The sequence below is a fragment of the Solirhodobacter olei genome, assembly GCF_004010155.1.
GTDB classification, from domain to species: Bacteria; Pseudomonadota; Alphaproteobacteria; order Rhodobacterales; family Rhodobacteraceae; genus Solirhodobacter; species Solirhodobacter olei.
Genome location: NZ_RRYH01000023.1, coordinates 79,893 through 91,723 on the forward strand (window position 1 = coordinate 79,893; position 11,831 = coordinate 91,723).

Annotated in this window: 13 protein-coding genes; 7 read left to right on the forward strand and 6 right to left on the reverse strand. The window is 66.9% G+C overall.

The features are described from left to right. Positions 1 to 236 precede the first annotated feature (236 nt). The 3 genes from EIP85_RS16045 to EIP85_RS16055 all read left to right on the forward strand — a co-directional run bounded on the left by EIP85_RS16045 (position 237) and on the right by EIP85_RS16055 (position 2,968). A complete protein-coding gene (locus EIP85_RS16045; protein WP_127903231.1) occupies positions 237 to 1,991 on the forward strand; it encodes an acetolactate synthase 3 large subunit in 1,755 nt (584 codons plus the stop codon). Positions 1,992 to 2,070: 79 nt separating this feature from the next. Beyond that, positions 2,071 to 2,631: an acetolactate synthase small subunit gene (gene ilvN, locus EIP85_RS16050; protein WP_127903232.1), complete on the forward strand. Its 561-nt coding sequence runs from the start codon at positions 2,071 to 2,073 to the stop codon at positions 2,629 to 2,631. Positions 2,632 to 2,725: 94 nt separating this feature from the next. Continuing rightward, positions 2,726 to 2,968 carry a hypothetical protein gene (locus EIP85_RS16055; protein ID WP_127903233.1) on the forward strand — a complete coding sequence of 81 codons (243 nt, stop codon included), beginning with the start codon at positions 2,726 to 2,728 and terminating at the stop codon, positions 2,966 to 2,968. Between the two features lie 126 nt (positions 2,969 to 3,094). Here EIP85_RS16055 and pstB read toward each other — a convergent pair whose 3' ends face one another. The 6 genes from pstB to EIP85_RS16085 all read right to left on the reverse strand — a co-directional run bounded on the left by pstB (position 3,095) and on the right by EIP85_RS16085 (position 8,782). Then, positions 3,095 to 3,940, reverse strand: a complete 846-nt coding sequence (gene pstB, locus EIP85_RS16060) for a phosphate ABC transporter ATP-binding protein PstB (protein ID WP_422067219.1) — start codon at positions 3,938 to 3,940, stop codon at positions 3,095 to 3,097. Positions 3,941 to 3,951: 11 nt separating this feature from the next. Beyond that, positions 3,952 to 4,788 (reverse strand): phosphate ABC transporter permease PstA, encoded by an 837-nt coding sequence (pstA, locus tag EIP85_RS16065; protein ID WP_127903234.1) that lies wholly within the window; start codon positions 4,786 to 4,788, stop codon positions 3,952 to 3,954. Positions 4,789 to 4,797: 9 nt separating this feature from the next. Beyond that, on the reverse strand, positions 4,798 to 5,775 hold the full coding sequence (gene pstC / locus EIP85_RS16070) for a phosphate ABC transporter permease subunit PstC (protein ID WP_127903235.1): 978 nt from the start codon (positions 5,773 to 5,775) through the stop codon (positions 4,798 to 4,800). Positions 5,776 to 5,871: 96 nt separating this feature from the next. After that, on the reverse strand, positions 5,872 to 6,924 hold the full coding sequence (gene pstS, locus EIP85_RS16075) for a phosphate ABC transporter substrate-binding protein PstS (protein WP_127903236.1): 1,053 nt from the start codon (positions 6,922 to 6,924) through the stop codon (positions 5,872 to 5,874). A 351-nt stretch (positions 6,925 to 7,275) separates the two neighbouring features. After that, positions 7,276 to 7,491 (reverse strand): twin-arginine translocase TatA/TatE family subunit, encoded by a 216-nt coding sequence (gene tatA / locus EIP85_RS16080; RefSeq protein ID WP_127903237.1) that lies wholly within the window; start codon positions 7,489 to 7,491, stop codon positions 7,276 to 7,278. Between the two features lie 139 nt (positions 7,492 to 7,630). Further along, on the reverse strand, positions 7,631 to 8,782 hold the full coding sequence (locus EIP85_RS16085; protein ID WP_127903238.1) for a patatin-like phospholipase family protein: 1,152 nt from the start codon (positions 8,780 to 8,782) through the stop codon (positions 7,631 to 7,633). 219 nt (positions 8,783 to 9,001) lie between these two features. On the opposite strand from EIP85_RS16085, the gene EIP85_RS16090 reads away from it, so the two are divergent. The 4 genes from EIP85_RS16090 to EIP85_RS16105 all read left to right on the forward strand — a co-directional run bounded on the left by EIP85_RS16090 (position 9,002) and on the right by EIP85_RS16105 (position 11,771). Further along, complete coding sequence (locus EIP85_RS16090) at positions 9,002 to 9,688, forward strand: DNA alkylation repair protein (RefSeq protein ID WP_127903239.1); 687 nt, start codon at positions 9,002 to 9,004, stop codon at positions 9,686 to 9,688. Positions 9,689 to 9,764: 76 nt separating this feature from the next. Beyond that, the gene (locus tag EIP85_RS16095; protein ID WP_127903240.1) at positions 9,765 to 10,307 is read left to right on the forward strand and encodes a VOC family protein; all 543 of its coding nucleotides are present in this window, start codon (positions 9,765 to 9,767) and stop codon (positions 10,305 to 10,307) included. Between the two features lie 38 nt (positions 10,308 to 10,345). Continuing rightward, positions 10,346 to 11,350: a GTP 3',8-cyclase MoaA gene (moaA, locus tag EIP85_RS16100; RefSeq protein WP_127903241.1), complete on the forward strand. Its 1,005-nt coding sequence runs from the start codon at positions 10,346 to 10,348 to the stop codon at positions 11,348 to 11,350. A 1-nt stretch (position 11,351) separates the two neighbouring features. Beyond that, on the forward strand, positions 11,352 to 11,771 hold the full coding sequence (locus EIP85_RS16105) for a DUF1810 domain-containing protein (RefSeq protein ID WP_127903242.1): 420 nt from the start codon (positions 11,352 to 11,354) through the stop codon (positions 11,769 to 11,771). Positions 11,772 to 11,831 lie beyond the last annotated feature (60 nt).

Sequence of the window (11,831 nt, forward strand, 5' to 3'; positions counted from 1 at the left end):
CGCGGCGGCAGATTATTCCGCCAATTCGGCATTGACGCCCCCGAGACCGCAGCCTAATGTGCCGCCGCACACGCATGAGGGACGCGCGATGATCACGGTACTTGTAATTTTGGAGGCAAAGCGCATGGGCCGGTGACGGACCCCAGACAGGATCCCCATGCGCCCCCGAGTAACTCCGGGGGCTTTTTGTTGCGAATTTCGAAGCCAGAGTGAGACGGCCCGAGGAAGATGGTGAGATGACCAAGCAGATGACCGGCGCGAAGATGGTGGTTCAGGCCCTGAAGGATCAAGGGGTGGAGGTGGTCTTCGGCTACCCGGGCGGCGCCGTGCTTCCGATCTATGACGAGATCTTCCAGCAGAACGGCATCCGCCACATCCTGGTGCGCCACGAACAGGGCGCGGTCCACATGGCGGAGGGCTATGCCCGCTCCACCGGCAAGCCCGGCGTCGTCATCGTCACCTCCGGCCCCGGCGCGACCAATGCCGTCACCGGGCTGACCGACGCGCTGATGGACTCGATCCCGCTCGTCGTCCTCTCCGGCCAGGTCCCCACCTTCCTGATCGGCACCGACGCGTTCCAGGAGGCCGACACCGTCGGCATCACCCGCGCCTGCACCAAGCACAACTGGCTGGTGAAGGAGACCGATCGCCTCGCCGACACGATCCATCAGGGCTTCCACGTCGCCACCCATGGGCGCCCCGGCCCGGTGCTGATCGACATCCCCAAGGACGTTCAATTCGCCACCGGCACCTACGTACCCCCGGCCAAGGCCAAGATCAGCCATTACCAGCCGCGGGTCGCGGGCGACCGCGCCGCGATCGAGAAGCTGGCCGAGCTGATGGAGACCGCCGAACGGCCGATCTTCTACACCGGCGGCGGTGTCATCAACTCCGGCCCCGAGGCCTCGCGCCTGCTGCGCGAGCTGGTCGAGGCGACGGATTTTCCGATCACCTCCACCCTGATGGGGCTCGGCGCCTATCCCGGTTCGGGCAAGAACTGGCTCGGGATGCTGGGGATGCACGGGCTCTACGAGGCGAACCTCGCCATGCACGGCTGCGACCTGATGATCGCCGTGGGCGCGCGCTTCGACGACCGGATCACCGGCCGGATCCCGGATTTCTCGCCGCATTCGAAGAAGGCGCATATCGACATCGACCCCTCCTCGATCGGCAAGGTCATCCATGCCGATATCCCGATCGTGGGCGATGTCGGCAATGTCCTGCGCGAGCTCTTGGAGATCTGGAAGGCCCGCGGCGCGCGCACCAACAAGGCGCAGGTGGAACGCTGGTGGGGCAAGATCGACGCGTGGAAGAAGGTCGACTGCCTCGCCTATCGCGGCTCGGAAAGCACGATCAAGCCGCAATACGCGCTGGAGCGGCTGGAGGCGCTGACCAAGGGCCGCGACCGCTACGTGACGACCGAGGTCGGCCAGCATCAGATGTGGGCCGCGCAGTTCCTGCATTTCGACGAGCCGAACCGCTGGATGACCTCCGGGGGCCTTGGCACCATGGGCTACGGCCTGCCCGCCTCCGTCGGCGTGCAGATCGCCCATCCCGACAGCCTCGTCATCAACGTCGCGGGCGAAGCCTCCTGGCTGATGAACATGCAGGAGATGGGCACCGCCGTGCAGTTCCGCGCGCCGGTCAAGCAGTTCATCCTGAACAACGAGCGCCTCGGCATGGTGCGCCAGTGGCAGCAGCTTCTGCACGGCGAGCGCTATTCGCACAGCTGGTCGGAAAGTCTGCCGGACTTCGTGAAGCTGGCAGAGGCCTTCGGGGCCAAGGGCATCAAGGTCGACCGCCCCGGCGATCTCGACGAGGCAATCCGCGCGATGCTGGAATACGACGGGCCGGTGATCCTGGACGTGCTGGTCGAGAAGCACGAGAACTGCTTCCCGATGATCCCCTCGGGCAAGCCGCATAACGAGATGCTCCTGGGCAGCGCGGCGACCGAGGGCGCGATCACCGGGGCCGGCGGGGCGCTGGTGTAAGGCCCTCGGCGGGGGGCTGTCTGCCCCCCACACCCCCCGAGGATATTTCTGGACAGAAGATACGAATAGAGGGCCCGAGATGTCGGCACTGAACATCAAGAAAGGCGCAACCAGCCATTCGGCCTACGAGCTGCGCGACCCGCATGCGGTGGTGATCGAAACCCACACGCTGGCCGTGCTGGTGGACAACGAAAGCGGGGTTCTAGCCCGCGTCATTGGCCTTTTCGCCGGTCGGGGCTACAATATCGAGAGCCTCACGGTCGCCGAGGTGGATCACGAGGGCCACCGCAGTCGCATCACCGTCGTCACCTCCGGCACGCCGCAGGTGATCGTGCAGATCAAGGCGCAGCTCGAACGGCTGGTTCCGGTCCACGAGGTGCACGACCTGACGGTCGAGGGCCGCGCGGTGCAGCGCGAGCTCGCGCTTTTCAAGGTCACCGGCACGGGCGAACACCGGGTGGAGGCGCTGCGCCTCGCCGACATCTTCCGCGCCAGCGTGGTCGACTCGACGCTGGAAAGCTTCGTCTTCGAGATCACCGGCACCGCCGAGAAAATCGATGCCTTCGCCGACCTGATGCGCCCGCTCGGCCTGGCCGAGATGGCCCGCACCGGCGTCGCCGCCCTCTCGCGCGGCGCCTGACGGTGGGTTGACCGTTCGGGATTAACCGTTCGGTAGGCATGATCGCGCTATGGCATCTCCGGCGGGGCGCGCGGCCCCGCGTCAGGAGGATGCCATGCGGATCATCTTTTCATTCTTGGCCCTGGGCGTGGTCTGTCTTGCCGTGCCCACACCGGGCGTTGCGGCCCCCGCCGGGGGCACCTCTGCGGCCGGCGCCGCCCATGCCGCCTTCGTGGCGCGCGAACGCGCCTGTGGCAAGCTCTGGCGCGCGGACAAGGCGGCCGGACGGACGGCGGGGCAGAGCTGGCCGAAATACCTCAGCGCCTGCAACGCACGGCTGAAGGCGAAGGGGGGATGAGCGCGGGCCCAGCGTGGGCGAGCCGCCCTTTGGCAGACTCACGCCGGCCCTCGCTTGCGCTCAGGCGCTCAGGCCTGAAATCGCTCCACCGGAGCGATTACGCCCCGGCTGCGCCGGGGCCGTTGTTCACCCAAACCGACCCGTGACGTAGTCGTTGGTGCGCTGCTGGGTCGGCGCGGTGAAGATCTTCTCGGTCTTGTCGAACTCCACCAACTCGCCGAGATACATGAACGCGGTATAGAGCGAGGTCCGCGCCGCCTGCTGCATGTTATGCGTCACGATCGCGATGCAGTAATCGTTGGCAAGCTTGATGATCAGGTCCTCGATCTTCGCCGTCGAGATCGGGTCGAGCGCCGAAGCGGGCTCGTCGAGCAGAAGCACCTCCGGCCTGACCGCAACCGCCCGCGCGATGCAAAGCCGCTGCTGCTGCCCGCCCGAAAGGCCAAGGCCGGACTGGTGCAGCTTGTCCTTCACCTCGTCCCAGAGCGCGGTCTCGCGCAGCGCCTGCTCCACCCGGTTGTTCATGTCGGCCTTGGAGATCTTCTCATAAAGCCGGATGCCGAAGGCGATGTTCTCGTAGATCGACATCGGGAAGGGCGTGGGCTTCTGGAACACCATCCCCACCTTGGCGCGGAGCTGGTTCAGATCCTCCGACGGCGACAGGATGTTGCGCCCGTCGAGCAGCACCTCGCCCGAGACCTTCTGGCCGGGGTAGAGGTCGTACATCCGGTTGAAGATCCGAAGGAGCGTGGACTTGCCGCATCCCGACGGGCCGATGAAGGCCGTCACGGTCTTGTCGCGCAGCTCCAGGTCGATCCCTTTCAGCACGTGATGGCCGTTCTGGTACCAGAAGTCGACGTTCTTGACCGCGACCTTGGCGGGCCGCTCGGTGTCGCCCTGAACGAAGGTCTGCGCCTGGCCCTGCAGGTCGAAGCCATGCGTCGGGGTCTGGGTGTCTGCGGGCATGTTCATGTCCTTCTCCTTCACGACGAGCGGCGGCCGGACAGGCTGCGGGCAAGAATGTTGAGCGCGAGGATCGCGACGGTGATGATCAGCGCCCCGCCCCAGGCCAGCCGCTGCCAGTCATCATAGGGGCTCATGGCGAACTGGAAAATCACGACCGGCAGATTGGCCATCGGCTGGCTCATGTCGGTAGACCAGTACTGGTTGTTGAGCGCGGTGAACAGAAGCGGCGCCGTCTCGCCCGAGACGCGGGCGATGGCCAGCAGAACCCCGGTCAGGATGCCCGACCAGGCAGAGCGGTAGATCACGAAGGTCATCGACTTCCAGCGCGGCGCGCCAAGCGCGGCGGTCGCCTCGCGCAGTGAATTCGGGACGAGCTGCAGCATGTCCTGTGTCGTGCGGTTGATCACCGGCAGGGCGATCACCGCCAGCGCAATCGCCCCCGACCAGGCAGAGAAATGGCCGAAGGGCACGACCAGCACCGCATAGACGAAAAGGCCCACGATGATCGAGGGCGCCGAGAGGAGCACGTCGTTGATGAACTTCGCCGCCTCGCCGATCTTCGAGCCACGGGCGTATTCCGAAAGATATGTCCCGGCGAGGATCCCGATCGGCGTCGCGATCAGGATCGACACGAACGTCATGGCGAGCGAGCCGAAGATCGCGTTGCCAAGGCCCCCGTTCGACCCCGGCGGCGGCGTCATCTGGAGGAAGATCGAGGGCCGGATCGCGCCGAGGCCCTTCCACAGCAGCGTCCAGAGGATCGCTGCAAGGAAGAACAGGCCGATGCCGGCGGCCCCGGCCGACAGCACCATGGCGATGCGGTTCCTGCGATAGCGGCGGGATGCGATGGACATGGGCGGACCTCAGAAGCTTTCCGTGCGGCCGATGAGCCACTTCGCCAGCGCCAGAACGCTGAAGGTGATGAAGAACAGGATCAGGCCGAGCGCGATCAGGCTGGAGGTGTAGAGCGGCGACGTGGCCTCGGCGAACTCGTTGGCGATGGCGGCGGAGATCGTCGTCGCGGGCGAAAGCAGCGACGCGCGGATATGGTGGGAGTTGCCGATCACGAAGGTGACGGCCATCGTCTCCCCCAGCGCGCGGCCGAGACCCACCATGATGCCGCCGACAAGACCGAGCCGGGTGTAGGGGATGATGATGTAGCGCACGACCTCCCAGGTCGTCATGCCCATGCCGTAGGCGCTCTCGCGCAGCATCACCGGGACGGTGTTGAACACGTCGCGACTGACCGAGGTGATGAAGGGCAGGATCATGATGGCGAGAACCAGCCCCGCCGTCAGCAGTCCGATGCCGTAGGGCGCGCCGGAGAACAGGATGCCGATCCCCGGCAGGTCGCCGAAGGTGTTGATCAGGAAAGGCTGGACCACCTGCTGCATCACCGGCGCCAGCACGAAGAACCCCCAGAGGCCGTAGATGATCGAGGGGATCCCGGCCAGAAGCTCGATCGCGGTGCCGATCGGCCGGCGCAGGCGCTTGGGGCAGATCTCGGTCAGGAAGATCGCGATGCCGAAGCTCACCGGTACCCCGATCACCATGGCGATCGCAGAGGTGACGAGCGTGCCGTAGATCGGCGCCAGCGCGCCGAAGATGTCCTTGGCCGGGCTCCAGCGCTCGGTCCAGATGAAGGCGATGCCGAAATGACGGAAGGCGGGAAGGGAGTCCCACAGCAGCGAGACGAGCACGCCAAGCAGAACGAGGACGACGCCGGTTGCTGACCCCCAGGTCAGCCAGAAGAACAGCCGATCCTGCTGCCGCATCCGGCGGGAGATCGCCTCCGCCCGGGCCCGGGATCCGTTCAACGCAGTGTCCGTCATCATCGTCATGGCAGCCGCCCCCTTGCTGCTGATCTCATCGTGAAGGCGGACGGGCAAGGCCAAAGGCCCTGCCCGTCCCAAGTTTCCTCAAGCCACGTCGCGGGCTCAGTTCATCGCGGCGTAGACCGGCTTGCCGTTATGCTGCACGGCGCTCCAGGACTTCTCGATCAGGCCGACGACATTGTCGGGGATCGCGACATAGTCGAGCGCCTTGGCTTCCGGATGGCCGTTCTTGTAGGCCCAGGCGAAGAACTTCAGGGCGGCGGCGGCGGCGGCCGGGTCCTGCGGGTCCTTGTGGATGATCACCCAGGTCGAGGCGGCGATCGGCCAGGACTTGGCGCCGGGCTGGTCGGTGATGATCACGTGGAAGTTCTTGGCGCCCGCCCAGTCGGCGTTGGCCGCGGCCGAGGCAAAGGTTTCCAGCGACGGCGCGACGACCTTGCCGTCCTTGTTGACCATCTTGGAGTAGCCGAGCTTGTTCTGGATCACGTAGGCGTATTCGTTGTAGCCGATCGCGCCAGCGGTCTGCTTGACGGTGTTGGCCACGCCTTCCGACCCCTTCGCGCCCAGGCCCAGCGGCCATTCGACGGCGGTGTCGGAACCGATCTTGTCAGCCCATTCCTTCGAGATCTTCGACAGGTAGTTGGTGAAGTTGAAGGTGGTGCCCGACCCGTCCGAACGGTGGACGACGACGATCGGTTCGTTCGGCAGCTTCAGGCCCGGGTTCAGCTTGGCGATCGCCGGGTCGTTCCACTTGGTGATGTTGCCCATGTAGATCTGCTCGACGACCTTGCCGTCGAGAACCATCTGGCCCGGCTTCACGCCCTTGACGTTGTACATCATGACGATGCCGCCCTGGATCATCGGGAACTGGATCATCCCGTGATCGGCAAGGTACTTGTCGTCCAGCGGCTTGTCGGAGGCGCCGAAGGTCACGGTCTTCGCGGTCACCTGCTTGATGCCGCCGCCGGACCCGATCGACTGGTAGTTCAGGCCGATGCCGGTGGCTTTCTTGTAGGCTTCGCCCCACTTGGCGAAGACGGGGTAGATGAAGCTCGAGCCAGCGCCCGAAATGTCGGCGGCGAAGCTCGCGCCGGCCAACGAGACGCTGAAGGCGGCGGCAGCGGCGCCGACGGCGATGGTTTTGAAGAAGCTCACGGCTTTTCTCCCGGATCAGATTTCGGTCTTCGTCTCCACTCCCAGGGCGCGAAGACGTGGCCGGGATAGCCGCTTCATGTGACAGGTGAATGACAGTTCCGTCACAAAACCTGTCATAGAGCTTTTGATATTGGGAAGAATTGCGCGCATTCACGGGCGAAAGGCGGGATTTGCCGCCGTCGCGCAGTCCCGCGCGGGCGTCATCCGGCACAGTCTGAAGGCAGATTCGGGGCTTACCCCGCCCTCTGCCCAAAGGGGTGATTCCCCGGGCGACGGATCCGCATCTGGCCGGAGGGATCCTCTCCATACCGGGCCCCCGCCGTTCGGGGGGCCCGCGCCGCCGGGTCGGGATCAGGCCTTGGCCTTTTCCGCCTCGGGCGTCACGTCACGGGCGGCCGAGGCCGTCCCCTCGTCGGCGATTTCCTTCGCGCCGTCGTTGATGCCCTTCTTGAAGGCGGTGATCCCCTTGCCGACCTCGCCCATCAGCGAGCTCACCTTGCCCCGGCCGAACAGCACCAGGGCCACGACCGCGACCACCAGCAGGTGTCCGACACTCAAGCCTTCCATAATCCATCCTCCTCGGGCGACATGCCCGGTTCAGTCTCGGGCGACATGCCCGGCTGGTCACACAGCATGGCGGGGCGAACCCTTCGAATCAAGCCCCGACCCCCGTGATCACGATCACGTTTGCCGTAGGCCCGCGGGCTCAGCGCCCGCCCGCTGATTCATGGTCATCGCGCGTAAGGTCGAAGACATGAAGCCCCGGCTTCGCCGGCTCGCGCGTCTTCCAGTGGCCGTGGGACAACGTCCGCGTCACGTCGCGCTCGCCCGCCGCCCAGTGTTCCACCATCGAAAGCCGCGAGAACTCGTAATCCTTCGAGGCCCCCTCGTAGGCCTGGTCGCGGTGGATCAGATGGACCAGCGCGATCGGGCAATCCGGCGTGGCCGCGCGCAGCAGCGCAAGGTCCTCGTCGTCCTCGTAGGCCTCGCCCAGCTTGGCGGCCAGCCGCTCGGCCGCCTGGCTGAGCCGCGCAAGCTCCCGGTAGCGGTCGGTGGTCAGCCGGGTGCGGCTGGAATAGCGGATGTCCTTTTCGCGCTGCTGCACATCGCTCATGTTGCCGGGCCGGCTGCCGCGGGCAGAGAAGAGATCGACCTGGAAGATACAGAGCGGATCAGTCTCCGCCTCGTCCATCACATGCTGCAGGGGGGTGTTGGAGACAAGCCCGCCGTCCCAGTACCTCCGCCCGGCGACCTCGACCGCGGGAAAGCCCGGCGGCAGCGCACCGGAGGCAAGGATATGCTCCGGCCCGATCCGTTCGCGCGCGCTGTCAAAATAGACGAAATTGCCGGTCTCCACGTCGACGGCCCCGACGCTGAGCCGCGGACCGTGCCCGTTCAGGTAGTCGAAATCCACCAACTCCCTCAGCGTCTCGGCCAGGGGCGCGGTGTCGTAGAAGCTTGTCAGGTGGCTCAGCCCCCCGGGCATCAGCGCAGCAAAGGGCAGGCGCGGAGAGAAGAAGCCCGGCACGCCGCCGGCAATCACCGCCGCCGCAGCCCAGTCTCCGAACATCTGGCGCGGCGGAAAGCCCGCAACCGGATGCTGCGGCAGCGCCGCGGTGATCCGGTGCCAGAACGTCTCCAGCGCCGACGCGCGCTCCTCAGGCCGGTTGCCGCAGATGATCGCCGCATTCACCGCGCCGATCGAGATCCCGGCCACCCAGTCCGGCTGGTGGCCAAGCTCCGAAAGCCGCTGGAAGGCGCCCGCTTGGTAAGCGCCGAGCGCGCCGCCGCCCTGCAGGACCAGCACCACCCGCTCCGTCGCGGCCGTTTTCGCAGAGCCCTCGCGTGCCTTTGCCATACCACCCTCGTCACTTGCCGCGCTGCAGAATCATCTAGGCATCCCCGGCCCCGCTGCAACCCGGAACGCGCGTCCGTCCGCGAACACAATCGCGCGCGTTCCCCGTCAATCGCACGTCATCGCGCGCGCGGCGCATCATCGCTATGCTGGCCGCCCGGTCGACTCGCCCGGATCCCACCCTGCCCGTCCTTCCCGTTCCCGGCCGCGAAAGGCCCCGCGATGACCCCCAGCCTCGAAGACGCCCTCGCCCAGCTTCGCGCCGGCGCCGACCCCGAACGCGCCGCGGGCGCCGCCGCCTATCACAAGGCGCCGCGCCCCTATCTCGGCCTCCGCGTGCCGGAGATCGACGCGATGGCAAAGACCTGGCGCCAGACGCTGTCGGTGGAAGAGCGGATCGCGCTGGCCGCCGGGCTCTGGGACAGCGACATCCACGAGGCGAAGGTGGCCGCCGCGAAACTGCTGACCCAGGCACGGATCCGGCCAGATGACAGCGGCGCCTGGCGGCTGATCGCCTCCTGGGCGCCCGGCTTCGACGCCTGGGCCATTGCCGATCACGCCTGCGACGCCGGCGCCCGGCGGCTGGTGGCGGACCCCTCCCGGATCGACGAGGTCGAGGCCTGGGCCCGCCACCCGAACATGTGGACCCGCCGCGCCGCCCTCGTCATCACGCTGCCCTGGACAAAGATGAACCACCCCTCGTCCGAGGATCAGGCGATCCGCGCGCGGGTTCTCGGCTGGGCGGCGTCCTACGTGCCCGACGGCGACTGGTTCATCCAGAAGGCCATCGCCTGGTGGCTGCGCGAGCTTTCCAAGCACGACGCCCCCCGCGCCGCCGCCTTCCTCGCCGAACACGGGGCCGGCCTCAAGGCCTTCGCCCGGCGCGAGGCCGGGAAACACCTTGGCTGAGGCCCGGGCGCGCGCTCCAAAGGGCTTGTCATCTTTCCCCCGCCCCCCGAGACTGCCGCAGCAGAGGGAGGGCCCCATGCGCTGGCGCGGCCTGCATCACGTAGAAGTCTCGGTGCTCGATTACGAGGCATCCGTCGCCTTCTACGACAGCATGTTCGGCTGGCTCGGCTACAAGAGCTTCTGGACGCTCGATATCGGCTACCACTCCACCTATTACATGGCGCGCTTCCCGCTGCCACATTCCTACATCGGTATCCAGCCCGCCCGCAGCGGCACGAAGCTCGATCACGAGGCCCGCGCGGTCGGCCTCCATCACATCGCGCTCTGGGCGCGGAACCGGGCCGAGGTCGATGCCTTCCACACCCGTTTCCTGCTGGCGAACGGCCTTCCCGTCACCGATGCGCCGATGGAATATTCCGTATACGTTCCCGGCTATTACGCGGTCTTCTTCAACGATCCCATCAACGGGTTTCATTGGGAGCTCGCCCATACCCCGCGCCTGCCGGGCCCCGGGGCCATCCGCCGTTTCTCCCGCGCGCTGAAGGCGGCCGGGCGCGGCAAGCCCTGGGGCGACAACCCCGCCCGCGCCGCCATGCGCCCGCTGCCGCCGCGCAGCTGACCCTTGCCGGCCCCGCACGCCCGGTTTACCTTCCGCCCATGATAGCGCCCCTCATCGATCCTTTCGCCCGTGCGATCACCTATCTCCGCGTTTCGGTGACGGACCGCTGCGACTTCCGCTGCGTCTATTGCATGTCCGAACACATGGAGTTCCTACCCAAGAAGGAACTCCTGACGCTGGAGGAGCTTGACCGCCTCTGCACCACCTTCGTCGGGCTCGGGGTAGAGAAGCTGCGTATCACCGGCGGCGAGCCGCTCGTGCGCCGCGGCATCATGACCTTCTTCCAGAACATGTCCCGCCATCTCGAAAGCGGCGCGCTGAAGGAGCTCACGCTGACCACCAACGGCTCGCAGCTCGGCAAATACGCAGCCGAGCTCGCCGCCTGCGGCGTCCGCCGCGTGAACGTCTCGCTCGACACGCTGGATGCGGAGAAATTCGCCAAGATCACCCGCTGGGGCCGACTGCCCCAGGTCCTTGCCGGGATCGAGGCCGCCCGCGCGGCGGGGCTGAAGGTGAAGATCAACACCGTCGCGCTGAAGGGCGTGAACGAGGACGAGCTCTTCACCCTCGCGGAATGGTGCGCCGCCGAAGGCCATGACCTCACCTTCATCGAGGTCATGCCGATGGGCGACATGGGCGAGGAGGACCGGCTTCACCAGTACTGGCCGCTCTCCGACCTGCGCGCGCAGCTCGCCACCCGCTACACGCTGACCGAACTCTCCGACCGCACCGGCGGCCCGGCCCGCTACGTCCGGCTGGAGGAAACAGGCCAGCGGATCGGCTTCATCACCCCGCTCACGCATAACTTCTGCGAAAGCTGCAACCGGGTCCGCGTCACCTGCACCGGAGATCTCTTCATGTGCCTCGGCCAGGAAGACCGCGCCGACCTGCGCAGCCCGCTCCGCGCGACGGAGGACGATGTGGAGCTCCGCACCGCCATCCGCGCGGCCATCGCGCGCAAGCCGAAGGGGCACGATTTCGACTATTCGCGCCAGACCGTCGCCGGCCAGATGAGCCGCCACATGAGCCACACCGGCGGCTGAGATGGCCGCCCTCGCCCGCTTTACCGAGGCCCAGGCGAAGATCTACCCGACTGCCCTCGCGGAGCTTCGCCGCGGCCGGAAGGACAGCCACTGGATGTGGTTCGTCTTTCCGCAGCTGGCCAGCCTCGGGCGCTCCGCCACCGCGCAGTATTACGGCATCGCCGATCTGGCCGAGGCCCGTGCCTATGCTGCGGACCCGGTCCTTGGCCCCCGCCTCGCCGAGTGTGCCGCGGCGCTGCTGGCCCAGCCGGAAACCGACCCTGCCCGCATTCTCGGCCCGGTCGACGCGATGAAGCTGCGGTCTTCGGCCACGCTCTTCCGCGCCGCCGCGGACCCGCCTTTGCAGGGCTTGATGCAGTCCATCCTGGACCGTTTCTATGGGGGCACCCCCTGCCCGCTCACGCTGGCGGAGATCGGCTGACCCCGACCCTCCACGCCCGGCTCGGCACGGGAGGGTGCGGGGGGCAGACAGCCCCCCGCC